This is a genomic window from Dongia sp., from assembly GCF_041918875.1.
Taxonomy (GTDB): Bacteria; Pseudomonadota; Alphaproteobacteria; order Dongiales; family Dongiaceae; genus Dongia.
On record NZ_JAYRUV010000005.1, the window covers coordinates 195,820 to 218,785 of the forward strand.

Annotated in this window: 21 protein-coding genes and 1 other RNA gene; 13 read left to right on the forward strand and 9 right to left on the reverse strand. The window is 64.0% G+C overall.

Annotation, left to right across the window (positions count from 1 at the left end):
• The first annotated feature begins 108 nt into the window (after positions 1 to 108).
• The 7 genes from ffs to ACE3TY_RS07585 all read left to right on the forward strand — a co-directional run bounded on the left by ffs (position 109) and on the right by ACE3TY_RS07585 (position 6,247).
• Positions 109 to 207, forward strand: an RNA gene (gene ffs, locus ACE3TY_RS07555) — signal recognition particle sRNA small type.
• An 88-nt stretch (positions 208 to 295) separates the two neighbouring features.
• Positions 296 to 2,161, forward strand: coding sequence for a DNA polymerase III subunit gamma/tau (locus ACE3TY_RS07560; RefSeq protein ID WP_374652384.1), 1,866 nt, complete (start codon positions 296 to 298; stop codon positions 2,159 to 2,161).
• Entirely contained in the window at positions 2,158 to 2,481 is a 324-nt protein-coding gene (locus ACE3TY_RS07565; RefSeq protein WP_374652386.1) for a YbaB/EbfC family nucleoid-associated protein, read from the forward strand. Before ACE3TY_RS07560 ends, ACE3TY_RS07565 begins: the two co-directional genes overlap by 4 nt.
• Before the next feature lie 175 nt (positions 2,482 to 2,656).
• Positions 2,657 to 3,244: a recombination mediator RecR gene (recR, locus tag ACE3TY_RS07570; protein ID WP_374652388.1), complete on the forward strand. Its 588-nt coding sequence runs from the start codon at positions 2,657 to 2,659 to the stop codon at positions 3,242 to 3,244.
• 115 nt (positions 3,245 to 3,359) lie between these two features.
• A complete protein-coding gene (locus ACE3TY_RS07575; protein ID WP_374652390.1) occupies positions 3,360 to 4,040 on the forward strand; it encodes a hypothetical protein in 681 nt (226 codons plus the stop codon).
• Between the two features lies 1 nt (position 4,041).
• A complete protein-coding gene (locus tag ACE3TY_RS07580) occupies positions 4,042 to 4,677 on the forward strand; it encodes a flagellar motor protein MotB (RefSeq protein WP_374652392.1) in 636 nt (211 codons plus the stop codon).
• 148 nt (positions 4,678 to 4,825) lie between these two features.
• The gene (locus ACE3TY_RS07585) at positions 4,826 to 6,247 is read left to right on the forward strand and encodes a DUF4139 domain-containing protein (protein WP_374652394.1); all 1,422 of its coding nucleotides are present in this window, start codon (positions 4,826 to 4,828) and stop codon (positions 6,245 to 6,247) included.
• Positions 6,248 to 6,337: 90 nt separating this feature from the next.
• On the opposite strand, the gene nth is transcribed toward ACE3TY_RS07585, so the two are convergent.
• Complete coding sequence (nth, locus tag ACE3TY_RS07590) at positions 6,338 to 6,979, reverse strand: endonuclease III (protein WP_374652396.1); 642 nt, start codon at positions 6,977 to 6,979, stop codon at positions 6,338 to 6,340.
• A gap of 68 nt (positions 6,980 to 7,047) precedes the next feature.
• Here nth and ACE3TY_RS07595 point away from each other — a divergent pair, with 68 nt between their 5' ends.
• Positions 7,048 to 7,596, forward strand: coding sequence for a DUF2244 domain-containing protein (locus ACE3TY_RS07595; protein ID WP_374652398.1), 549 nt, complete (start codon positions 7,048 to 7,050; stop codon positions 7,594 to 7,596).
• Positions 7,597 to 7,605: 9 nt separating this feature from the next.
• A complete protein-coding gene (locus tag ACE3TY_RS07600; protein WP_374652400.1) occupies positions 7,606 to 8,538 on the forward strand; it encodes a DMT family transporter in 933 nt (310 codons plus the stop codon).
• Between the two features lie 65 nt (positions 8,539 to 8,603).
• Here ACE3TY_RS07600 and dapB read toward each other — a convergent pair whose 3' ends face one another.
• The 3 genes from dapB to ACE3TY_RS07615 form a co-directional block, all read right to left on the reverse strand.
• The gene (dapB, locus tag ACE3TY_RS07605; protein WP_374652462.1) at positions 8,604 to 9,428 is read right to left on the reverse strand and encodes a 4-hydroxy-tetrahydrodipicolinate reductase; all 825 of its coding nucleotides are present in this window, start codon (positions 9,426 to 9,428) and stop codon (positions 8,604 to 8,606) included.
• 333 nt (positions 9,429 to 9,761) lie between these two features.
• Positions 9,762 to 11,348 (reverse strand): ATP-binding protein, encoded by a 1,587-nt coding sequence (locus tag ACE3TY_RS07610; protein ID WP_374652402.1) that lies wholly within the window; start codon positions 11,346 to 11,348, stop codon positions 9,762 to 9,764.
• A 219-nt stretch (positions 11,349 to 11,567) separates the two neighbouring features.
• Entirely contained in the window at positions 11,568 to 12,413 is an 846-nt protein-coding gene (locus ACE3TY_RS07615; RefSeq protein ID WP_374652403.1) for a LysR family transcriptional regulator, read from the reverse strand.
• Between the two features lie 92 nt (positions 12,414 to 12,505).
• On the opposite strand from ACE3TY_RS07615, the gene ACE3TY_RS07620 reads away from it, so the two are divergent.
• The gene (locus tag ACE3TY_RS07620; protein ID WP_374652405.1) at positions 12,506 to 13,477 is read left to right on the forward strand and encodes a quinone oxidoreductase; all 972 of its coding nucleotides are present in this window, start codon (positions 12,506 to 12,508) and stop codon (positions 13,475 to 13,477) included.
• Positions 13,478 to 13,577: 100 nt separating this feature from the next.
• On the opposite strand, the gene ACE3TY_RS07625 is transcribed toward ACE3TY_RS07620, so the two are convergent.
• From ACE3TY_RS07625 to dnaK, 3 genes are all read right to left on the reverse strand, one after another.
• Positions 13,578 to 14,207 carry an NYN domain-containing protein gene (locus tag ACE3TY_RS07625; protein ID WP_374652407.1) on the reverse strand — a complete coding sequence of 210 codons (630 nt, stop codon included), beginning with the start codon at positions 14,205 to 14,207 and terminating at the stop codon, positions 13,578 to 13,580.
• 410 nt (positions 14,208 to 14,617) lie between these two features.
• Entirely contained in the window at positions 14,618 to 15,760 is a 1,143-nt protein-coding gene (gene dnaJ / locus ACE3TY_RS07630) for a molecular chaperone DnaJ (protein ID WP_374652409.1), read from the reverse strand.
• Positions 15,761 to 15,890: 130 nt separating this feature from the next.
• Positions 15,891 to 17,822 carry a molecular chaperone DnaK gene (gene dnaK, locus ACE3TY_RS07635; protein ID WP_374652411.1) on the reverse strand — a complete coding sequence of 644 codons (1,932 nt, stop codon included), beginning with the start codon at positions 17,820 to 17,822 and terminating at the stop codon, positions 15,891 to 15,893.
• A 284-nt stretch (positions 17,823 to 18,106) separates the two neighbouring features.
• Here dnaK and ACE3TY_RS07640 point away from each other — a divergent pair, with 284 nt between their 5' ends.
• Positions 18,107 to 18,451, forward strand: a complete 345-nt coding sequence (locus ACE3TY_RS07640) for a hypothetical protein (protein WP_374652413.1) — start codon at positions 18,107 to 18,109, stop codon at positions 18,449 to 18,451.
• A 24-nt stretch (positions 18,452 to 18,475) separates the two neighbouring features.
• Here ACE3TY_RS07640 and ACE3TY_RS07645 read toward each other — a convergent pair whose 3' ends face one another.
• Both ACE3TY_RS07645 and ACE3TY_RS07650 read right to left on the reverse strand, forming a co-directional pair.
• Positions 18,476 to 19,768: an ELM1/GtrOC1 family putative glycosyltransferase gene (locus ACE3TY_RS07645; protein WP_374652415.1), complete on the reverse strand. Its 1,293-nt coding sequence runs from the start codon at positions 19,766 to 19,768 to the stop codon at positions 18,476 to 18,478.
• A gap of 201 nt (positions 19,769 to 19,969) precedes the next feature.
• Positions 19,970 to 20,968: an AraC family transcriptional regulator gene (locus tag ACE3TY_RS07650; RefSeq protein WP_374652417.1), complete on the reverse strand. Its 999-nt coding sequence runs from the start codon at positions 20,966 to 20,968 to the stop codon at positions 19,970 to 19,972.
• A 384-nt stretch (positions 20,969 to 21,352) separates the two neighbouring features.
• On the opposite strand from ACE3TY_RS07650, the gene ACE3TY_RS07655 reads away from it, so the two are divergent.
• Complete coding sequence (locus tag ACE3TY_RS07655) at positions 21,353 to 21,577, forward strand: hypothetical protein (RefSeq protein WP_374652419.1); 225 nt, start codon at positions 21,353 to 21,355, stop codon at positions 21,575 to 21,577.
• Positions 21,568 to 22,926, forward strand: coding sequence for a protoglobin domain-containing protein (locus tag ACE3TY_RS07660; RefSeq protein ID WP_374652421.1), 1,359 nt, complete (start codon positions 21,568 to 21,570; stop codon positions 22,924 to 22,926). Before ACE3TY_RS07655 ends, ACE3TY_RS07660 begins: the two co-directional genes overlap by 10 nt.
• Positions 22,927 to 22,966: the final 40 nt, after the last annotated feature.

Sequence of the window (22,966 nt, forward strand, 5' to 3'; positions counted from 1 at the left end):
GCGAGATTTATCCGGGTTGCGGAAGCAACGATCTGAATCGCAACGATATTCTCCCACCGTGATTCTTCGGTTGCGCAAACGGGGCTGGATTTTGCTATAAGCTCGCCCGGGAGGTTGGTGGCGGACGCATGTCTCGCCAACCCGGTCAGGTCCGGAAGGAAGCAGCCGTAACGAGTTTGCATGCGGGTCGCAGGCCAGCCTCCCACCTCTCCCTCGCGATTAAGATCGCTGGAAACTCGGCGCGATATTTTGTACCACCTCTGGAGCGTTTCTTCCTCCGGGCGAAGACCAGTGCATGAGTGATCAGGACGGGCAGATTCAGGCGGCCGGTGGCGACGCCGACGGGCATTACCGGGTCCTCGCCCGCAAATACCGGCCCAGCGATTTTTCCGGCCTGGTCGGCCAGGACGCCCTGGTGCGTACCCTCACCAACGCGATCGCCGCCGGCCGCTTGGCGCATGCCTTCATGCTGACCGGCGTGCGCGGTGTCGGCAAGACGACGACCGCGCGCATCCTGGCCCGCGCCTTCAACTGCATCGGCCCCGACGGCAAGAGCGGCCCCACCGCCAGCCCCTGCGGTTGTTGCGAACATTGCCTGGCCATCGCCGAGGACCGCCATGTCGATGTCATCGAGATGGACGCCGCCAGCCGCACCGGCGTGGGCGACATGCGCGAGCTTATCGAAGGTGTGCGCTACCGGCCGGTCAGTGCGCGCTTCAAGGTCTATATCATCGACGAAGTGCACATGCTCTCCAACAGCGCCTTCAATGCGCTCTTGAAGACACTGGAAGAACCGCCGGGACATGTGAAGTTCGTCTTCGCCACGACCGAGATCCGGAAAGTGCCGGTGACGGTGCTCTCCCGCTGCCAGCGTTTCGATCTGCGGCGCATCGAGGCCGACGTGCTGGCGGCGCACTTCGCGCGCATCGTCGCGGCGGAGAAGGTCGCGGTCGAGCCCAGCGCGCTGGCGCTCGTCGCCCGCGCCGCCGACGGGTCGGCGCGCGACGGCCTGTCGCTGCTCGACCAGGCCATCGCCATGGCCGAAGGGGCCGTCACCGAAGCGCAGATCCGCGAGATGCTGGGTCTTTCCGACCGCACGCAGCTGTTCGACCTCTACGATGCGGTGATGGGCGGCGAGGCATCGCTGGCGCTCGACCTGCTGGGCAGCATGTACCGCGCCGGCGCCGATCCCATCGTCATCGTGCAGGATCTGCTCGACCTCACCCATCTCGTCACGCGCGCCAGGATTTCGCCCGATGTCCTCAACGCCCCCACGATGCCGGAAGCCGAACGGAAGCGCGGCGCGGCACTGGCGCAGAAACTTTCCATGCCGGTCCTGGCGCGCTGCTGGCAGATGCTGCTGAAGGGTCTCGGCGAAGCGCAGGCGGCACCGCAGGCCCTGGCCGCCGTCGAGATGGCGCTCATCCGCCTGATGCATGTGGCCGACCTGCCGACACCCGGCGATCTGGTCAAACGCCTCTCCAGCGGCCAGCTTCCGGCAGCGCCCGCGGCCGGCGTGCCGATGCGCAACGGTGCCGGCAACGGCACCGCCTCGGCCATCGCATCGAGCTATGTCGGCGGCGGCAATGGCGGCCCGCGCGCGGCGGCGCGGCTTGAAATCGTGCCGCGGGAAGCCCCACCGGCACGCGGCCACGCGGCCGCGCTGGCCGATGCCCCCGACCTGGCCGACGTCCCCGCCCTGGCCGATCCCCGGAATTTCGACGAGCTTGTCGCCCTCTTCCGCGCCAGGCGCGAGGCGATCCTGCTTGCTCATCTTCTTTCCGACGTGCATCTGGTGCATTTCGAGCCGGGCCGGCTGGAATTCCGCCCATCGGAGCGCGCGCCATCCAATCTTGCCAACCGCATCGCCGCCTGCCTCCTCGACTGGACGGGCAAGCGCTGGCTGGTCTCGCTCAGCAACGCGGCGGGCGAGGCGACGCTGAAGCAGCAGGAAGCCGCCGCCATCGCCGAACGCAAGGCCCGCGCCGCGGAACATCCGCTGGTGCAGGCGGTCCTCAGGGCCTTTCCCGGCGCCACGATCGACGATGTACGCGACCTCGGCGGCCCGGAAACCGAGCCCCGGGCGGAATCGCACGAGCCCGAGATGGCGGTCGATCCCGACACGATCCCCGACATGGTTCTTGGAGACGATGAGTTATGAAGAATCTCGGCCAGATGATGAAACAGGCCCAGCAGATGCAGTCGAAAATGGCGGAAATGCAGGCCGCCCTCGAACAGGCCATCGTCACGGGCGAGGCTGCCGGCGGCATGGTCAGCATCACCATGACGGCAAAGGGCGAGCCGCAGCGCGTGAAGATCGACCCCGCCCTGGTGAACCCGGCCGAGATCGATGTGCTGGAAGACCTCATCAGCGCCGCCCTGCGCGACGCGCGCACCAAGGCCGACAAGCATATCGCCAACGAAATGGGCAAGGTCACCGGCGGCCTGCCGCTGCCGCCCGGCTTCAAACTGCCGTTCTGATGTCGGCATTTAGGTTTCCCATAGAGTATTCAGTTGCGCCCCCTCTCCCCGGCCCTCCCCCACGTTGGGGGGAGGGAGTTATCGGCCACAACAACCTCGCTCCTTTTCCCTCCCCCCAGCGTGGGGGAGGGTTAGGGAGAGGGGGCCTCTCAACCAACTCGACCCCTCCACCCCCATGAACGATATCGACAAGCTCATCCAGATCATGGGGCGCCTGCCTGGACTTGGGCCGCGATCGGCGCGCCGCGCCGTGCTGCATCTACTAAAGAAACGCGAGACGCTGCTGCATCCGCTGATCGAGTCCCTGGGCGATGTGGCGGCGCATGTGAAGACCTGCGGCATCTGCGGCAATCTCGACGCCGCCGATCCATGCGCCATCTGCCGCGATGCCGGGCGCGACACCAGCCAGCTCTGCGTCGTCGCCGATGTCGGCGATCTTTGGGCATTGGAACGCATCGGCACCTTCAAGGGCCGCTATCAAGTGCTGGGCGGCGTGCTTTCGGCGCTGGACGGGATCGGGCCGGAACAGCTTGCCATCGCCCCGCTGCTCCGGCGCCTCGAAGGCGGCGAGGTGAAGGAAGTGATCCTGGCGCTCGGCGCCACCGTCGACGGGCAGACCACCGGCCATTATCTGGCCGACCGGCTGCAGCCGATGGGCGTCGCCGTCTCGCGCCTCGCCCACGGGGTTCCGGTCGGCGGCGAACTCGATTACCTGGACGACGGCACCCTGATCCAGGCCTTGAAGGCCCGGCAGAAGCTTTGAGCCTGGATGAACTGGCCCGAAACGAACTGGCCCGGGGTGAACTGACCCGGGGCGAACTGGCCTGAAGCTTGCATTTCCAGTAAGCTGGATACTGAAAAAGCCAAGGAATCCGCCATTGTCGGAGCTCGAACCACCCGTCCCACGCAAGGAAAGGCGCGCGCGCAAGCGTCCCTTGCCCCTGCCGGAGGTGAAATTCGTGCCGGCGGGCAACCCATCCTTGCCCACCTTCGTCAGCCTGATGCTGATGATCACCACCTTCATGATCGTGCTGACCAGCATTTCGCTGCACGAGAATACGCGCATGCATGAGTTGCTGAGCGGCGTCAAACAGACCTTCGCCCTGTCAGGTGCCGGTAGCGCGACGGAGAAAACGGAAGGCGAGATCCTGGGCGCCGCCGCCAAGGGTTTCCGCACCGCCCTGCCCATGGCCGAGGTCGAGACCGAGAGCGGCGGCAACAGCCTGCGCCTCGCCTTGCCCGTTTCGGTCGCCCTCGACACCACGACGCAGGCGGCAACAACCCAGATGGAAGAAGGGTTCGCCGCCCTCGCCGCCGCCTTGGATCGGCTGCCGGCCGAAACGGGCTACGAGATCGAACTGCGCTTTGCCGACGCCGTCCTCGCCGCTGGCTTTGCCGGCATCCTCGGCCAGGCCGCGATGAACCGCGGCATCGACCCGAAGCGCCTCTTTATCGGCAATGGCCCGGGCGATCAGGATCAGCTCAACCTCTTCGTCAAGCTGGCGCCGCCACCTGCCGACTTCGTCCAGCCCCTTTCCCAGCCTGTCGAGGCGCAATAGCATGTCCGGCGACGATTTCATCCGCGCCGGCGAGGCGCCCAGGCACGAGATCAAGCAGCCTGTCTGGCTCATGAGCTTTGCCGATTTCGCCGGCTGCCTGCTGGCCAGCTTCGTGCTGCTCTATTCCCTGGCCCAGACCGATCGCGCCCGCATGCAGGCGGCGTTCGGCATCGAAACCGTCGAATCCGACATCGATGCCGAGGAAGGCACCGCCGAAAAATCCATGGCGGCAAAGCCCGCACCGGAAGGCCGCGATACCGATTACCTGGCGACGCTGCTCGCCACAAAGATCGAGGCGGCGCCGGCGCTCAAGGACGTGCTGGTATTGCCGCGGGAAGGCAGCGTGACGCTGGAACTGCCGATGGAACGCATCGACGCCGAGGCGGCGCGGGAGGAGGATCTGCTCTTCGCGCTGGCGGGCCTCCTTGCCGTGACGCCCAACGAGGCCGCGATCAGCGCCGACATGCCCGAAGACGGCAAGGCCGGAAATTGGGGCAAGGGCATCGTCCTTGCAAACGCCCTGGTCACGCGCCTGCAGGATGCCGGCGCCCCCGACACGCTCACTGCCCGCACCGGCATCAGCACCGACGATGCCCCCCATATCCGCGCAGTCATCTTCCGCGAGGCGGAGGAGTAGTATAAAGCCGCGCCATTGGCGGGCGCACCGCACGCAAAAGTGATCCCTGTCGCTTGAGCGTCACCGCCTTGCCGTCATAGTCTTGCCGCATTCCGTGACAAAATGTGTTCCGTCAAGAAGACCCCTCATCCGAATGAAGGATTCCCCCATGCGTTCCCTGCTCGTTGCCGGCACCGCCCTCGCCCTCAGCCTGGCCGCCTTCTCCGATGCGTTTGCCGAGACGGCGGTTACCACCGATAGCCAGACCGGCCTTGCCGTCACCATCTACAATCAGGACCTCGCCCTCATCCGCGATTCGCGCAAGGTCACCGTGGCGGCGGGCGAGAACGACATCGCCTTCATCGATGTCTCGGCAATGATCCGGCCCGAGACGGCTCTGCTCAATTCCGCCGGCGGCGCGCTCGACGTGCTGGAGCAGAATTTCGACTTCGATCTGCTCACCGCCCAGAAGTTGCTGGAAAAGTCGCTGGGCCAGACGATCCGCGTCATCCGCACCAATCCCGAAACCGGCGAGGACAGCAGCGAGGAAGCCGAAGTGCTCTCCGTGGCTGACGGCCAGGCGATCCTCAAGATCGGCGACCGGATCGAAACGGCGATTCCCGGCCGCCTCGTCTATTCCGGCGTGCCGGCCAATCTGCGCGCGCGCCCGACACTGGTCGTCAAGACGCTAAGCGAGAAGGCGGGCGAAGTGCCGGTCGATCTTTCATATCTCAGCCGCGGTCTTTCCTGGTCGGCCGATTATGTCGTCGATCTTTCGCCCGACGAATCGAGTGTCGACATCAACGGCCTCGTCACCCTCACCAACCAGAGCGGCATCACCTATAAAGACGCCAAGCTCCAGCTCGTCGCCGGCAATGTGAACCAGGTGCAGCAATTCATGGAACGCGCCGCTGGCGGCGTAATGGCGATGGACGCCATGCCGGCGGCACCCAAGATGGTCGAGCAGGCGGCCTTCGAATATCATCTCTATTCGCTGCAGCGCCCGACCACGATCAAGGAGAACCAGACCAAGCAGGTCGCCATGCTGGCGGCCGACGGCGTGCCGGTCGTGAAGCAGTATCTCATCGCCAACAGCGCCAATGTCTGGGGCAATTACGGCTACAATTTCGGCGAAGGCCCGCGCCAGAATGCCAGCGTAAGGCTCAAATTCAAGAACGAGGAAAAATCGCATCTCGGCATGCCGCTGCCGGCCGGAATCGTCCGCGTCTACAAGAAGGATGCGCAAGGCAACGCCCTCTTCGTCGGCGAGGATCATATCGACCACACGCCCAGGAACGAACGTATCGACCTCACCCTCGGCGAAGCCTTCGACATCACCGCCCGCGCCAAGCAGACCAACTACACCAAGCTCGCCGACGATCTCTACGAGAATTCCTACGAGGTCGAAATCAAGAATGCGAAGAAGGAAAAAGTCACCGTCGATCTGCGCGAAGCCTTTCCCGGCGAATGGAAGATGCTCGACGAATCGCAGAAACACGAAAAGCTCGACGCCAACACGGCGCAATGGCTGGTCGAGGTTCCGGCGGAAGGCTCGACGGTTATGACATATTCCGTGCGAATCAAGATTTGAGCGGGCTACGCGCTCGAACACCCATCGCCTGCAGCCCCCCTCCCGACCTCCGCCCTGAAGGCGAGAGGGGGGCGGCGTTCAGTCTCGGACTCACTGCACCAGCGTCTTCCCCTTGAACTGGCAGATATCCGCCACCGCGCATCGCGCGCAATCGGGCTTCCTGGCCTTGCAGACATAGCGCCCATGCAGGATCAGCCAGTGATGGCAATGCAGCTTGAATTTCTCCGGCACGCGTTTTTCCAGAGCCAGTTCCACAGCCAGCACATCCTTGCCCGGCGCCAGGCCGGTGCGGTTGGCGACGCGGAAGATATGCGTGTCGACGGCGATGGTCGGTTCACCGAAAGCGATGTTGAGCACCACGTTGGCGGTCTTGCGCCCGACGCCTGGCAGGGTCTGCAGCACGGCGCGGTCGCGCGGCACCTGGCTCTTATGTTCGGCGATGAGCATTTCGGACAATCTGATCACGTTCCTGGCCTTGGTGTTGAAGAGGCCGATCGTCTTGATATGCGCCTTGAGCCCGGCCTCGCCAAGCTTCACCATTTTTTCCGGCGTGTCGGCGATCTTGAACAGCTTCGCCGTGGCCTTGTTGACACCGGCATCGGTGGCCTGGGCCGACAACACCACCGCCACCAGCAGCGTATAGGGATTGACGTAATCCAGCTCTCCCTTGGGCGTCGGATTGGCCTGCCGCAGGCGCGTGAAAAAGGTCTCGATCTGGTCGCGCTTGAGCATGGCTGGCCTGTCGGGGAGTGATGGCTGGGCTGGTTGTGCGGCACGGACCAGAGATTATACTCGCGCGCATGACAGCGGAAGAGTCGCAGAACCCCAGCGAAGCCCGGAATGCCGGCGACGAGTTGCCGGTCTTCGAAGCCCTGCTCTATCCCCACCGCTCGCTGGGGCGGCGCGGCTATCTTATCCTCATCTTCGGCACGGCGCTGATCATGGGAGCCTATGCGCTCACCTTCCTGCTTGTCGGCGCCTGGCCGATCTTCGGCTTCATCGGCGCCGAATGGCTTTTGTTCTGGTTCCTCTTTTCGCGGCATCTGCGCGGCGACCGGCGCGCCGAACGCCTGCGCCTCTACCGGGACCGGCTGATCGTGGAACGGCTGGATGCCAAGGGCCGCTTCTCCGCTTTGTCGCTGCAGCCCTACTGGCTGCAGGTCGTGCTGACACCCGGCCCAGGTTCGCGGACCGCCGATATCGGCAACGCGCTTTATCTGCGCAGCCATGGCAAGGAGGTCGAGATCGGCGCCTTCCTCTCGGGCCCCGAGCGGCGCGATTTCGCGGGCGAGCTTGCCCGCGTGCTGGGCCGCCTGCGCGACGGCCAGTACAAACCCGAACCCGTCTGACGCATTGTCATGGCCGCTCCATCCCCTCAGGCCCTGCGCCATCCGGGCCTTCTCGAGTTCGGCCTGCTGCTGCTCCTGGCGCTGGTCTGGGGCTCGTCCTTTCTTTTCATCAAGGTCGCTGTCAGCAACGGCCTGCCGCCCTTGAGCCTTGCCACCTTGCGCATCCTCATCGGCGCCATCGTGCTTGTCGGCGTCGCAAGGCTCAGGGGCCAGGCCTGGCCGGGGCGTGCCGCATCGGCGACGACGCCGGGTGGCGCCGCCCTCTGGCTGCGCCTCGCCTTCCTCGGCGTCATCGGCAATTCGCTGCCCTTCTTCCTCATCGGCTGGGGCGAGCAGTTCACCGCCTCGCAGCTGGCGGCGATCCTGATGGCGACGATCCCGCTGCTCGTCCTCATCCTTGCCCATCTGATGACGTATGACGAAAAGCTGACCGGCCCCAAGATCCTCGGCGTCGCCTGCGGCTTCTGCGGCGTCGTCGTGCTGGTGGGGGTCGATGCGCTCAAGGGCCTGGGCGCCCAGGTGATCGGCCAGATCGCCATCGTCGGCGGCTGTCTCTCCTACACCTTCTACGGCGTCAATGCGCGGCGCCTGCCGCAGATGGGCGCTGAAATGACGGTCGGCATCATTCTGGTGCTGGGTTTCCTCACCATGCTGCCGGTCTGGCTCTATGTCGACCGCCCATGGAATCTCGCGCCGGCGGGCAGCGCCTGGTTCGCCATGCTGTGGCTGGGGCTGCTCTCGACCGCTTTCGGCAACTGGCTGTTCTTCACCCTGATGCGCCGCTCCGGCGCCAGTTTCGCCGCGACCAACAATTTCCTGGTGCCCATCATGGGGCTGGGCTGGGGCTATTTCGGCTATGACGAAGTGCCGGGGGTCAACGCGCTGGTGGCTCTGGTGCTGATCCTGGTCGGATTGGCCTTGCCGAGGCTCCGGCGGAGATAACACCCACACCCTACCCCTGAAGGGAGAGGGGTTGAGGTGGGGGCCGGTTTCAGTCTCGCTCCGACTTACGATGCACTCGCCGAGGCCCCGACACTGAAGCCCAGCACATCCTTCATCGTATAGAGGCCCGGCGTCTTGCCGGCGGCCCACAGCACGGCCTTCACGGCACCGCGGGCGAAGATTTCGCGGGACGAGGCTTTATGGGTCACTTCAACCCGTTCGCCATCGACGGCGAAGATGACGGTATGATCGCCGACCACATCGCCGCCGCGCAGGGCGGCAAAGCCGATCTCGCCCTTGGCGCGGGGGCCGGTCTGGCCGTCGCGGCCGCGCTTGGCGACCCGGCGCAGGGTGGTGCCGCGGCCCCTTGCCGCCGCTTCCCCCAGGATGAGGGCCGTGCCGGAAGGGGCATCGACCTTGTGGCGGTGGTGCATTTCGACGATCTCGATATCCCATTCGGTGTCGAGGATGCGCGCCATCTGCTCGATCACCTGTTCCAGCAGATTGACGCCCAGCGACATGTTGGCGGCCATCACGATCGGCGCCTTCTGCGCCGCACGCGCCACGGCGGCCTGCTGGTCGCTGTCGAGGCCGGTCGTGCCGATGACATGGGCGGTGCCGTTCTTGGCGGCAAAACCGGCATGGAGGGCAGTAGCCGCCGGATTGGTGAAATCGATCACGACATCGGCGCTGTCGAAAAGAAGCGCCGGATCGTCGCCCACCGTGATGCCGAAGGGCTCCGTCCCGGCCAAGGCGCCAAGGTCCATACCCAAAGCGGGGGAACCGCGGCGCTCGGTGCCGCCGACCACCAGGACGCCCGGGGCCTGGGACAGCATCTTGAGCAGCATCTGGCCCATGCGGCCGGCGCAGCCGGCGATGCCGACGCGGATCGCCCCGTTGAGCTGGCGCTTTGGCCTGGGACCAGATACCTGCGGCCTGGCGGCGGGCGGCGCGGCCTTGACCGGCGCCGGCACTGGCTTGGCAGCCGGCGGTTTGGATTTTTTATCGTTTTCGGGCAGAGGCTTACCCTTTCCAGCCGGCACCTTCGCGGCAGCCGCCTTGGGCGCCGGGGTGGATGCCGTCTTGGTGGCGGCCTTCACCGGTGGCCGCTTCGCCTGCGTCTTACCCGCCATGTATCCCCCTGAACCGATGTTGCGTGAAATCTAGACGAGGTTGAGCGGGATGGGCAACAGGGCTTGGTAAACGCCAGGTTTATGCCGCGATCAGCCTTCGGCCGCAGTACCGGGTCGCACCTGGGCGGGGAAGATGGCGGCTATGTCCGTGCCCTGGTGCGGGCGGCTGAGGACGCTGAGGGTGCCGCCATGCAGCTCGACCAGGTTCTTGACCAGGGCAAGGCCCAGGCCGGTGCCGCGATGGTTCTGGGCGATCGAACTGTCGATCTGGCTGAAGGGGTCGAGCGCCCGGGCGATTTCATCGGGGTTCATGCCGATGCCGGTATCGGAGACGGTGATGGCACTGCCCGCCGGATGGTTGTCGATGGCAAGCGTCACCTTGCCCCCGGCCGGGGTGAACTTCACCGCGTTGGAGAGAAGGTTGATGACGATCTGCTTCAGGGCGCGGGCATCGCCGAAGACCGGCCCGGTCTCGGCGGCGATGTCGGTGAGCAGCGTCACCGACCCTTCCCGCGCCATGCCGGAAATGAGGCGGATGCTGGTTTCGGCGAGCTCCCGCGCATCGATCGGGGCCGGGCGCAATTCCATCTTGCCGGCCTCGATCTTCGAGATATCGAGGATATCGTTGATGAGGTCGAGCAGCAGCCGGCCGCTTTCATGGATGAGTTCCGCGTAATCGCCGTAACGCCCCGGCTGTACCGTGCCGAAAGTGCCGCGGCGGGTCACGTCGGAAAAGCCGATGATGGCATTCAAGGGGGTACGCAGTTCGTGGCTCATATGCGCCAGGAACTGCGACTTCGCCCGGTTGGCGCTTTCGGCGGCATGATGGGCTTCGCGCAGCTGGCGCGCCTGGGCTTCGAGCTTGGCGCGGCTGGCTTCGAGTTCGGCCTGATATTCCTTGGATTCGGTAACGTCGATCTCCGAGACCAGCCAGGCCGGCGCCCCGGTGGCGGCATCCTGGCAGGCGCGGGCGGTGATTTCGTGCCAGCGCTTGCCGCGCGCCGTGCGCACGGGAGCGACGATCCGCGATTCGCCCTGCCCGGCCAGGCCCACAATCAGGCGGGCATGATCGTCGATATCGACGAGGCGCTCCAGCAGGGGCGCGGTGCCGTCGGCGCCCTTGCCGTCATCACGCTGTGGCAGGGCGGCGCTGCGCGCCGCCGGGTTGCTGTAGAGGATATGCCCATCGAGGTCGTAGAGCGTGATCATGACGGAGGCGTGCAGCAGCGCCTCGGCGCTGCGCAGGGCTTCGGGCGTGTCGTTATAGTCGGCCAGGCCTTCGCAGAACATGGCCATGCGCCCGTCCTTCAGGCGGATGCCGCTAAAAAGGCAGCGCAGCGATCGCGGCTGCCCTTGCGGATAGAGCGTCCACACTTCCGAGAAGGTAGCGCCGCCATTTATGAAATCTTCCTGATACTGCCTGAGCCGCGCCGCCACCGCCGGCGACATGTCGCTGGCAAGGTCGCGGGCACGGAGGGTCTCGATACTGTCGGCCCGCCACACCTTGAGGGCGGCCTGATTGGCCCAGATCACCCGCGCCCGGTCGAAATCGTAGATCCAGAGCGCCGTGCGCAGGCGGTCGGCCAGGCCGCGCTCGAGCGCGTCCGGCAAGGCAGGCATCGGCAGCGGACAGGTGTCGTCCCCGATTGCCGCTTCCTGATGCCCGTCATCGCCCATCGCATTCCCCCAGAATCGATTGCCCCTAAGCCGATTACCCCTAAGCCGATTACCCCTAAGCCGATTACCCCTGAGTCGATTACCCCCGTACAAATCGGGGCAGAGAAGAGGCCAAGCGAGGCTCAACCGTCAAGAGATGATCGGCAGTCGTCGCAAACTTTCCCGGCGTAATCCTCCACTCTTGCCGGTGGAAGCAGCACCTTCCTCGATCATCTGGCTTCAGGCAAAGGCTGAAGCCAGATGGTCGAGAACGGCGCGCACGATGGGGCTCCGCTGCAGATCCTCATGCACCACCAGCCAGATGTCGCGGCTGATGTCCGGCATGCCGGCGGGCACGGCAACGAGGCCCGGCTGCCCGTCGGCCAGAAAACTCGGCAGGACGGCAACGCCGATCCCCGCCAGAACGGCGGCCAGCTGCACATCGGCATCGGCCGAGCGCATCACGATGCGGCGGCCCGCCACCACCTGCGCCAGCCATTGCTGCTGGGGCGATTGGGCCATGTCGCCTTCATGGGCGATGAATTCGTAGTCCGCCGGCGCCCGCACCGAGAGATAGCCGGCGGCGGCGTAGAGCCGGAAGGGCTGGCTACCGATGCGCCGCGCCACCAGGCCGGCTCCCTCCGGCCGGCTGAGGCGCACCGCGATATCGGCTTCGCGCCGCGCCAAGGAAGCCAGCCGTTTTTCCGCAATGAGGTCGATGCGGATACCTGGATGCCGAACCTTCAGCGCCGCCAGGTGCCGTACGATGACGGCGCGCAGCATCGCGGGCGGCGCGCTCAGCGACACCTCGCCCACCAGGCCTTTCCGGCCGGCCCGCGCGACACGCTCGATGGCGAGGATTTCGGCTTCGACCCGGCCGGCAATGGCCGCGATCCGCTGGCCATCCCCCGTGAGCGCATAGCTGCGCGGCCGGCGATCGACCAGCTTCAGGCCCAAGGCGGCTTCCAGCCCGGCGACGCGGCGCGCCACCGTCGCGTGCTCGACCTGGAGTGCGCGAGCCGCCGCCGAAAGCGACCCCTCCTGCGCGAGGGCCGCGAAATGACGCAAATCTTCCCAGTCGAACATGCGCTATTTTATCACATATGATGGGAGAAAATGGGTAATTTCACCCAATCAGTCCATGCCTCATCCTGCCCGCCGCAACAAGGGAGGCTGGCATGGAACATGTCGTTAGAATCAAGGCAGCGGGTGGCATCGAGCAGCTGGAATATGCCGGCATCACCCTGCCGCCGCCGGGGCCTGGCGAGATACTGGTGCGCCATGAGGCGATCGGGGTCAATTTCCTCGACACCTATCATCGCGCCGGGCTCTACCCGCTGCCCTTGCCGGCGGTGCTGGGGGCGGAAGCGGCCGGAATCGTCGAAATGCTCGGGCCTGGCGTGGCGGATCTCGCGGTAGGCGACCGGATCGCCTATGCGGGCCATCCGGTTGGCGCCTATGCCAGCGCCCGCATCCTGCCGGCGGCGCGCGCCGTCAAATTGCCGGCGACGGTCGATGCCAGGCTGGCGGCGGGGTCGCTGCTGAAAGGTTTAACCGCGCATATGCTGCTGACCCGGATCTATCCGGTAGTGCCGGGAAGCACGCTGCTGGTGCTGGGGGCGGCCGGCGGGCTCGGCAGCCTGCTGACGCAATGGGCCAAGCGCCTTGGCGCCCGGGTCATCGGCACGGTGGGATCGGAAGCCAAGGCCGAGGTGGCGCGCGCCAACGGCGCTGATGCCGTCATCGTCGGGCGCGATGCGGATCTGCCGGCAGAGGTGCGCAAGCTGACCGACGGGCGCGGGGTCGATGTCGCCTATGACGGCATCGGCGGCACCAGATTGCCGCAGACCTTGGATTGCGTGCGGCCCTTCGGCCTGGTGGCCAGCATCGGCCAGGCGGCGGGACCGATACCCCCCTTGGCCGTCGAAGCCCTGGGCCCGCGCCGCTCGCTCACCTTCGCACGCCCCAGCGTCATGGCCTATGCGGCGGAGGCTGCGACCTATGCAACGGCCGCCGCTGCCGTGCTTGAAATGTTGGGCGCAGGCCTCGCGCCCACGCACACACAGCATTACGCCCTGGCGGATGCCGCCAGGGTGCATGCCGAACTGGAAAGCGGAAAGAGCGCCGGCAGCATCATTCTGCTGCCGTGACGAGCAACTTTATCCGATATCGTAGCAGTACCGCCTAATGCACCGCCTAATGCCAGTTCGACAATCGATACCTAGTCCTGGAAAGATCCGAGTAGGCGCCTTAGTTTTTCTTGGGACGATAGTCGCGAGTATCAAGGCATGCGTCGTACGTTGCCCTATCTATACGTATCCAGTCGGTCTTATCGATTCCACGCACGTGTTTAGTGGTTGGGCTGAATGGATATGCGGAAGCAACTTTAAGCCATCTATCCTGCTTCTTTGCGATATATCGAAGCTCTTCTGCAACTTCGGAAAAATCCTGGTCGCGACAAAAAAGCAATGCCACGTCATACGCAGCTTCATGGGCCAACCTTATGACATCCAGCGCAATTCGAACGTCTATCCCCTTTTCATCACCATCCAAGAAAGAGTGAATTGTGCCGTCTGGCAACTTCACCTGCTTGTTTCTGTAGCGTAGAGATCTCGTAAAAAGGTGAACGCCCTGCCGTCCCATCTGGGCGCCTTTGGCTGTCCAAAAATGGTTCCAGAATGCGTTGTCGGAGGCGTCGGGTACACCGGTATAAAACCGAACTCCTTCGCACTTCCAGCCTTGGTCGACGCACACTCTTTCGGCAAGCAGTTTCACGTCAAAGTTTGGAAAAGTATATCCAAAGGCCGACTTAGCGCCGTGAAATAGATTCTGCCCATCAAAGAAGGCTATGGCACGCTTGACTGCCGGAATGTTAGCCATAAAAAAAGCCACCCCCATCACGACTGAAAGTAGTCTGACGGACGCGGCTCATTTTAGCAATAACCTCGCTAGAGGCCAGTTAAGGCGTGTCCAGAGAGGAAAAAGTAATGAGACAAATATGGGCCGTATGGAATCGAAGTCAAGGACTTTGAGTCGATTCGTGGACTCAAAATAAGCGTAGAGTCAATATCCATGTATGCGTAAATTCTCAACACGTTGTGGCTTTGTCCCAACTTCCTACCACATCACGTAACGCTTTCCGACTAATCACCGCTGAACCCTCTACTGACTTATGGCCCCTCAACAGTCAATCAACACACCATCCCGCAAAGCAACGTTCCTCCGCAGTCTACAGATCTTATTAGTTCACGCTTCCAAAGGTTGTGTAAGGACCGCGCTGCTGTCTGTCGTCATTCCTTGTGGCTGTCGAAGAACTCCTTCACCCGGGCGAAGAAGCCTTCGCTTTGGGGGGAATGGTTGCCGTGCTTCTTGCCTTCGGCTTCGAACTGGCTGAGCAGTTCCTTCTGCTTCTTGCTCAGATTGACCGGGGTTTCGACGGAGAGCTCGACATACATGTCGCCGCGCGATTGGCTGCGCAGCACCGACATGCCCTTGCCCTTCAGGCGGAACTGCTGGCCGGTCTGGGCGCCGTGGGGCACGGTGACCTTGGCGCGGCCACCATCGACCGTGGGGATCTCGATATGCCCGCCCAGCGCCGCCGTCGCCATGGCGATGGGCACGCGGCAATGGATGTTGGCGCCGTCGCGCTCGAAGATGCGGTGCGGCTTCAATGAGAGGAAGATGTAGAGGTCGCCCGCCGGTGCCCCCATCATGCCGGCCTCGCCCTCGCCGGCGAGGCGGATGCGCGTTCCCTCCTCGACCCCGGCCGGGACATTGACCTGCAGCGTCTTTTCCTTGGCCGTGCGGCCGGAGCCGTGGCAGGACTTGCAGGCCTTCTCGATCACCTTGCCGGCGCCGCCGCAATGCTGGCAGCTGCGCTCGATGGTGAAAAAGCCTTGCGTCGCGCGCACCTTGCCATGGCCATGGCAGGCCGGGCAGGTGATGGGCTGCGCACCCTTTTCGCCGCCCGTCCCATGGCAATCGTCGCACATGACGGAGCTGGGCACGCGGATGGTCGTCTGCTTGCCGTGGAAGGCCTCCTCGAGGCTGATTTCCATGTTGAAGCGCAGGTCCGAGCCCCGCCCGCGCGCCTGGCCGCCGCCACCGCGCCGGCCCATGAAGTCGCCGAACATCTCGTCGAAAATATCGGCAAAACCCGACGCGTCGAAGCCGCCGCCATTGCGGAAACCGCCACCGCCACCGTGGCCGTTTTCGAAGGCGGCATGGCCGAAGCGGTCGTAGGCGGCGCGTTTCTGCTCGTCTTTGAGGACATCGTAGGCTTCGTTCAATTCCTTGAACTTGCCTTCCGCCTCGGCACTGCCGGGATTGCGGTCCGGGTGGAATTCCATCGCCTTCTTACGAAAGGCCTTTTTGAGGGCGTCGGCATCGGCACCTTTTTCAACGCCGAGCGTTTCGTAATAGTCGCGCTTCATGCTGCAATCGTCTGGCCAGAATTGATGTCGTGTCCACTTGGACAAAGGGAGAGGCCGGAACCGGTATCTTGGGGGATACGGGCGCCGACCTCTCTATCTACCACGCGTCTTTCAGGAACGCGCTAGGCGATCAGGCGCTCTTGCCCTTGCGGTCGTCGACTTCCTCGAAATCGGCGTCGACCACCTTTTCGTCATTGGCGGAAGCACCGGCGCCCGAGGCTTCGCCGGCATCGGCACCCGGCGCGCCGCCTTCGGCGGCCTGGGCCTTGTAGAGCGCCTCGCCGACTTTCATCAGCGCCTGTGTCAGGGCCTGGGTCTTGGCCTCGATGGCTTCGACATCATCGCCATCCTTGACGGCCTTGAGGTCGGCAGCGGCCGCGTCGACCAGGGACTTGTCCTCGGCCGAGACCTTGTCGCCGGCATCCTTCACCTGCTTTTCGGCATTGTGCACGAGGGCGTCGGCCTGGTTGCGGGCCTCGACGAGCTTCTTGCGCTTCTCGTCCTCGGCCTTATGGGCCTCGGCGTCCTTCACCATCTTTTCGATGTCGGTGTCGGTGAGACCGCCCGAGGCCTGGATGCGGATCTGCTGTTCCTTGCCGGTGGCCTTGTCCTTGGCGGAGACGTTGACGATGCCGTTGGCGTCGATGTCGAAAGTGACCTCGATCTGCGGCACGCCGCGCGGGGCGGCGGGCAGGCCCACCAGATCGAACTGGCCGAGGATCTTGTTGTCCGCGGCCATTTCACGCTCGCCCTGGAACACGCGGATGGTGACCGCGGTCTGGCCGTCCTCGGCGGTCGAGAAGACCTGGGACTTCTTGGTCGGGATCGTGGTGTTGCGATCGATGAGGCGCGTGAACACGCCACCCAGCGTTTCGATGCCCAGCGACAGCGGGGTCACGTCGAGCAGCAGCACGTCCTTCACTTCGCCCTTCAGCACCGCGCCCTGGATGGCGGCGCCGATGGCGACCACTTCGTCAGGGTTGACCGAACGGTTCGGTTCCTTGCCGAAGAACTCCTTCACCTTTTCCATGATCTTGGGCATGCGGGTCATGCCGCCCACGAGGATCACTTCCTGGATGTCGGAGGATTTGAGGCCCGCATCCTTGAGCGCTTTCCGGCACGGCTCCATGGTGCGCTCGATGAGATCGTCAACGAGGGCTTCGAGCTTGGCGCGCGTCAGCTTGATGATGAGATGCTTGGGGCCCGTCTGGTCGGCCGTGATGAAGGGCAGATTGACCTCGGTCTGCATCGCAGACGAAAGCTCGATCTTGGCCTTTTCGGCAGCTTCCTTGAGGCGCTGCAGGGCCAGCTTATCCTTCTTGAGGTCGATGCCGTTCTCTTTTTTGAACTCGTCAGCGAGGTAATCGATGATGCGCGCGTCGAAATCCTCGCCGCCGAGGAAGGTGTCGCCGTTGGTCGACTTCACCTCGAACACGCCATCGCCGATTTCCAGCACCGAGACGTCGAAGGTGCCACCGCCAAGATCGTAGACCGCGATGACGCCGCCATTCTTCTTGTCCATGCCATAGGCAAGGGCCGCGGCGGTCGGCTCGTTGATGATGCGCAGCACTTCAAGGCCGGCGATGCGGCCGGCATCCTTGGTGGCCTGGCGCTGGCTGTCGTTGAAATAAGCGGGCACGGTGATGACCGCCTGGGTCACCTTTTCACCGAGATAGGCTTCGGCCGTTTCCTTCATCTTGCCGAGGATGAAAGCCGAAATCTGGCTGGGGCTATAATTCTTGCCATGGGCATTGACCCAGGCATCGCCATTGTCGCCCGAGACGATCTTGTAGGGGACGAGGTCGATGTCCTTCTTGGTGGTCGGATCGTCGAAGCGGCGGCCGATCAGGCGCTTGATGGCGAAGAGGGTGTTTTCCGGGTTGGTCACGGCCTGGCGCTTGGAGGCTTGGCCGACGAGGCGTTCGCCGGACTCCGTGAAGGCGACCATCGAGGGGGTAGTGCGGGCACCTTCCGAATTCTCGATGACCTTGACGTCCTTGCCTTCCATCACGGCGACGCAGGAATTGGTCGTGCCGAGGTCGATACCGATAACTTTAGCCATGGGCGTTCATCCTTTCTTGCGGCAAATCCCGCTCCCGGGCCTTCTTGACCGAAGCACCCTTTCCGGGGATCCCCGACTTAGCAACAACGTAAGATCAGAAATGCCCGGGCACAGCCTTGCGCCCTTAGGCATTGGTTTCGAGGGGATATATAGGCGGTTCGCACAAGCGCGCAAGGTCGCGCTGGCGGAAATCTTAACGATTGTGGCAGGTTGAAGCGGTTGCCGACTGTTTTAGTCAACTACCCACATCTGACAGGCGTCCGCGAATCGGCTAGAATGGCCCGATGGGGACTGAAAAATCCGTTTTTCGCCAATGGCTCTCAAGTGCGTGGCTCTCAGGCGCGCGCCCACCTGTCGGGAAGGACGGGGATGGCAATGCCGGGCGGGCAGGCGACGCGCCGGCGCGGCCCGGCCTGATCGCCAAGGCGATGACGCCGATGGGCAAGGCACAGCGCAACAACATGCTGGTCATAGCCCTGCTGGGCCTGGATATCGTCCTGGGCACTACCTTCGGGGTGGCCGGCTATATCGCCCTGGAAAGCGACGGCATTGCCCTGGCCGGGGCCGCGATGGCGACGATCGGCCTGCTTACCCTGGCGGCGTTCCTGGCCTTCGGCCGAGAGAAATAGCCGCCCGAAAACAGCAGATGGGGCCTATTCGGCGGGCTGCAGGCGCATCGCTGCCTGGTCTTCGCGCTCGCGCGGCGCCGCATGAACGAACCGGCCGCCGCCGTCCCTCAGCCGGTCGCGCAGGGCGGCCGCCCGTCTTTCGGCAAGCAGCGCCACGATGCGGGCCGCGACCATGTCCAATTCCTGGGTGATCAGCGGGACCAGATCGGTGCGCGGCGGATGGGGATCGGCGAGGCGCGCCACATGCCGTTCGCGCAGCAGCCGGCTCATGATCGTCGGCACATAGCGGGTCGGCTGGGCCCTGGCCCGGCGCACCTCCGCTTCGAACCAGCGGTCGAGCCAATCGGCATCCAGGCCGCGCACCAGGCGCATGTTGCGGCGGCGGCCGACCCAATGCGCCAGCGGCCAGCTGGGCTGCCAGAGCGGGCGGGGGCGGATGAGGGGCAGTTCGAACAGGCGCACTTCACGCCCGGTCAGCGCCGCGTCGGCCACCATCGAGACGCTGTCATTGGTGACGATGAACGCAGCGCAGCGCGCCAGCAGAGCGGGATAGGGATTGCGCGCGCCGATACCCGCTTCGAACGGGAAGAGCCGGTGCGGCGCCGGCAGGCCCGCCTTGAGACGGTTCACGATTTCGGGCGGCGTGCGCGGCGAGGTGGCGACGAGCAGCGTGCCCTGGCGCCGGTCGGCAAAAGCCAGCGCCTCGGCCAGCAATCTTTCGCCGTCTTCGGCCCCGAACGTGATCGGGTTGGACGGGCCGCCCACCAGGACGCCGATCGGAGCACCCGGAATGCCGGCAAAGACGGGCGCGAAGGAATGAGCGGCGGCGGCCAGGCTTTCCGCCTTGCGCGCCGTCATCGGCAGGCTGAGATGCAGGACATTGGGTGCACTGGGAAGGCCGTATTGCGCGGTCGTCACCAGCAGATCGACGCTTTCGTAAGGGTCCTGGAAACGGCCGAGCTGGATGTGAATGGCATAGGGTGCCGCCCGCATCCTGATCCAGCGCGCGACCGGCGCCGCGCGGCGGCCGATGGCGATGACGATATGCGGCCAGCCATCCTCGCCGGTGGCCGTGAGGGAATCGCTCCGGTCCAGGATCACATGGTCGATGCCGCGGGCGGGATCGCTGCCGGGGACCGGGCCGGAGCGGAACTTCAGCTGCTTGACGACCAGCTGCCAGCCAAAGCGGGCCTCGAGTGCCGCACCCAAGGCCAGGACCTGCTGATTGTCGCCCAGCCGCGCGCCCTGGAGCAGCCAGACCACCGCCTTGGTCCGGCGGGAATGGACAGTCGGTGTCGCGGCGGCGGTATCGGGCATGGTCAGCTCGGCTGGTAGGACGGGATTGATAACCGAACACTAGCGTGAACTCGATGACAAATCTCTGTCGTCCCCATTTCCGGAGCATGACAGGGAATGCGCGTCCTGAGAACGCCTGCTGGATGACGCAGGTCCAGCGGGGGACGATCCAAGAGAGGGACGCTCGCAACGATGCCGGCAGGCGGAGAAGCCGGCTCCTGTTCAAGCCACCGCCAAGTTATCGCGGCGCCGGGCCAGAAGCTCGGAGGGGCGTTCGCCGAAGGCGCGGTGGAATTCCTTGGCGAAACGGCCGAGATCGCCGAAGCCGCAGGCAAACGCCACGTCGGTGACGGTCGTCGCCGGGTGCGGATGTTCCAGCATCCGGCGCGCATGGTGCAGGCGCAGGCGGCGGGTGAATTCCATCGGCGTGCAGCCGCGATTTTCCTTGAAGCTGCGAAAGAGCGAGCGTGCCGAGGTGCCGCAGGCCGCGACCAGATCCTCGATCGCGATCGGCTTGTCCCAATTGGCTTCGATATGCGCCTCGGCCCGGCGCACCTGCCAGGGCGAGGCGCGGCTTGCTCTACCCTCCAGCAAGGCGCGGCCGGAATGGTCCGCCGTTGCCAGAAACGTACCTATAAGCGCCTGTTCCAGCTCGGCAACGACAAGATGAGATGCCGGCGCGCTACTGCATTCCACAGCCCGCAGCAGGCAGTGGAACACCTGCTTCAGCATGGCGCCCGCCGAGGAAGTGAGGTCGAGCGACGGCGCAAAGGTCAGCGCATAGCCGATCGGCCGTCCGATCATCAGCGAAAGCTTCTGTTCGAGCTTGCCTTTGGGAATGCGCCAGGCCAGTTGCTCGAAATCCTCGGCCAGATCAATCTCGATTTCGGCACGCGAGATGCAGCCGAATTGTTCTGTCACGGGTGCGAGCCGCCGCCCCTGCCAGGTGCCGCCGACGCCACGATGCTGCAACTGCAACCTCAGATGATCGCTGTCAGGAAACTTCGCCGAAAGCGGTGTCCCGAAGATGCAGTACCAAAGCTCGCTATCCTTGAGCCGGGCGCAGTTGATGGTCGCATTGACATGACCGGCACCAGGAAGCTCCGCAATGTCCGCCCCGAACTGTGCCTCGAGAATGCCGGCGAGCCGGTCGAAGTCCGACACGGCGAATGCCGGATGGCCGCTGAGCGGCCTGGATTGAGAGACAATGTTCACCGACATCACATATCCTTGCCGAAACCGCAGCGATATCGCAGCGATTCTGCGAGCCCAACATTTCCGAAAGGTTAAGTTAATGGCCCTTCAGGGGTTGGCGATAGCATGTCTTTCGTATAGTGCCGCCGGTGGGGCGCTGCGCCATGAATAACATGATACATGACCCGCCTGGAATTCGGTATTTAAGAAATGCCATGAAATACACCCTTCGTGGCTGTATCTACTAAGCGTAAGAATAATTTCTTGAATATACGGAGGTATTTCCGTGCTCTGTCTTGCACGACTTACTCGCAGTCAGGTTTTTGGCGGTTTGCGCGCAGGACTGGCACTCGGCGCGGAGCGCTGCGCCGAGCGAAAAGGCATTCTGCCGGCGTTCGAAAGAGCCCGCCTTTGGGCGCGCATCCGAACAATGAGAAGGAGCTGATCCTCAAAGACATGCCTTCACATCGCGCAACGCCGAGCTTGTTGCCGCTCGCGCCCTATCAGCATCGGCCACCGGTCTGGGGTGCGCTTGGCGAGGAGGTGGCAACAACCTACGCCGTGACCGTCGGCGAACCGTCGACAGACTTCACCCTATTTCGCGAACTCACAAAGGTCTTCAGTCAATGGATATGATGTCTAGGTCGAAGTTTTCCGAAGCCGATGAACGGGCGGTTCGCCTCGATTTCCATCAGATCGACGATGCTTCGCGCCAAATGCTGCGCGAATTCTGGCCCGCTGTTGAAAAGGTGCTGCCGCAGATTCTGGACGGCTTCTACAGCCACATCACCGGCGTCGGCAAATTGGCCGGCATGGTCGGCACGCAGACGCCCCGCCTGAAGGCGGCGCAAGGCAGCCATTGGAAGCGTCTGTTTTCCGGCACTTTCGACGACAGCTATTTCCAATCCATCCGCACGATCGGCCTGACGCACAATCGCATCGGCCTGGAGCCGCGTTGGTATATTGGCGGCTATTCATTCGTCCTGCGTCGCTTGCTGGTACTCGCCGCCACCCAGTTCCGCATGGCGCCGGCGAAGACCGGCAGATTGTCCGCCGCCATCAGCCAGGCGGTGCTGTTGGACATGGATCTGGCCATCTCGACCTATCAGGACGCCATGCTCGAAGAACGTCAGATGCGGCAGGCCAATATGAACGCGGCAATCGACACCTTCGGGACGACGATGGACACGTCCCTGAGTGCGGTCGACGGTGCCGCCCGTCAGCTCTCCGATACCGCCAATATTTTGGCGGCAAGCGCCACGCAAACCTCGACACAGGCCGATCTGGTCGCCCAGGCGGCCGACCGCGCAACGCAGAACGTGCATGCCGTCGCCGCCGCTTCCGAGGAGCTTTCATCCTCGATTTCAGAGATCAGCAACCAGGTCATTCAATCGACACAGATCTCGCAGCGGGCAGTCGTGGAAGCCCAACGCACGAACGAAAGCGTGCGCGGATTGACGGCCGCCGCCGACAAGATCGGCGACGTGGTCAAGTTGATCAGCGACATTGCCGGCCAGACAAACCTGCTGGCCCTCAACGCGACTATCGAAGCTGCCCGCGCCGGGGATGCCGGCAAGGGCTTTGCCGTCGTCGCTTCGGAAGTGAAGAATCTTGCCACGCAGACAGCCAGAGCGACCGAGGAAATCAGCGCGCAGATCGGCCAGATCCAGGAAGAAACGAAGAAGTCGGCTGACATGATCACCGGTATCGTCACCACGATCGGCGAGGTTTCCGAAATCACGACGGCGATCGCCGGTGCCGTTGAGGAACAATCCGCCGCGACGCAGGAAATCGCTCGCAATGTGCAACAGGCAGCCGACAGCACGACGGCTGTTTCGAACAATATCGCGCAGGTGACGTCAGCCGCGGCAAATACCGGCAAGGCATCGGCCGACGTGCTCTCGGCTTCCAGCGAACTCGGGCATCAGGCTCAGACAGTACGGACCGACGTGGCGGCCTTCCTAAAGGAAGTCGCTGATAGCTGATAAGTTGCAAGAATAGCGACATCACCTGACGATAGCCGTG

Bases quoted from the DNA above. Each gene is read 5' to 3' on its own strand.
- ACE3TY_RS07595 (WP_374652398.1), top strand. From the start codon at position 7,048: ATGACAGCGGAAGAGTCGCAGAACCCCAGCGAAGCCCGGAATGCCGGC.
- ACE3TY_RS07585 (WP_374652394.1), top strand. From the start codon at position 4,826: ATGCGTTCCCTGCTCGTTGCCGGCACCGCCCTCGCCCTCAGCCTGGCC.
- nth (WP_374652396.1), bottom strand. From the start codon at position 6,979: ATGCTCAAGCGCGACCAGATCGAGACCTTTTTCACGCGCCTGCGGCAG.
- ACE3TY_RS07620 (WP_374652405.1), top strand. From the start codon at position 12,506: ATGGAACATGTCGTTAGAATCAAGGCAGCGGGTGGCATCGAGCAGCTG.
- ACE3TY_RS07600 (WP_374652400.1), top strand. From the start codon at position 7,606: ATGGCCGCTCCATCCCCTCAGGCCCTGCGCCATCCGGGCCTTCTCGAG.
- ACE3TY_RS07650 (WP_374652417.1), bottom strand. From the start codon at position 20,968: ATGTCGGTGAACATTGTCTCTCAATCCAGGCCGCTCAGCGGCCATCCG.
- ACE3TY_RS07640 (WP_374652413.1), top strand. From the start codon at position 18,107: ATGGGGACTGAAAAATCCGTTTTTCGCCAATGGCTCTCAAGTGCGTGG.
- ACE3TY_RS07580 (WP_374652392.1), top strand. From the start codon at position 4,042: ATGTCCGGCGACGATTTCATCCGCGCCGGCGAGGCGCCCAGGCACGAG.
- ACE3TY_RS07560 (WP_374652384.1), top strand. From the start codon at position 296: ATGAGTGATCAGGACGGGCAGATTCAGGCGGCCGGTGGCGACGCCGAC.
- ACE3TY_RS07645 (WP_374652415.1), bottom strand. From the start codon at position 19,768: ATGCCCGATACCGCCGCCGCGACACCGACTGTCCATTCCCGCCGGACC.
- ACE3TY_RS07615 (WP_374652403.1), bottom strand. From the start codon at position 12,413: ATGTTCGACTGGGAAGATTTGCGTCATTTCGCGGCCCTCGCGCAGGAG.
- ACE3TY_RS07565 (WP_374652386.1), top strand. From the start codon at position 2,158: ATGAAGAATCTCGGCCAGATGATGAAACAGGCCCAGCAGATGCAGTCG.
- dnaJ (WP_374652409.1), bottom strand. From the start codon at position 15,760: ATGAAGCGCGACTATTACGAAACGCTCGGCGTTGAAAAAGGTGCCGAT.
- ACE3TY_RS07660 (WP_374652421.1), top strand. From the start codon at position 21,568: ATGGATATGATGTCTAGGTCGAAGTTTTCCGAAGCCGATGAACGGGCG.
- recR (WP_374652388.1), top strand. From the start codon at position 2,657: ATGAACGATATCGACAAGCTCATCCAGATCATGGGGCGCCTGCCTGGA.
- ACE3TY_RS07625 (WP_374652407.1), bottom strand. From the start codon at position 14,207: ATGGCTAACATTCCGGCAGTCAAGCGTGCCATAGCCTTCTTTGATGGG.
- dnaK (WP_374652411.1), bottom strand. From the start codon at position 17,822: ATGGCTAAAGTTATCGGTATCGACCTCGGCACGACCAATTCCTGCGTC.
- ACE3TY_RS07610 (WP_374652402.1), bottom strand. From the start codon at position 11,348: ATGGGCGATGACGGGCATCAGGAAGCGGCAATCGGGGACGACACCTGT.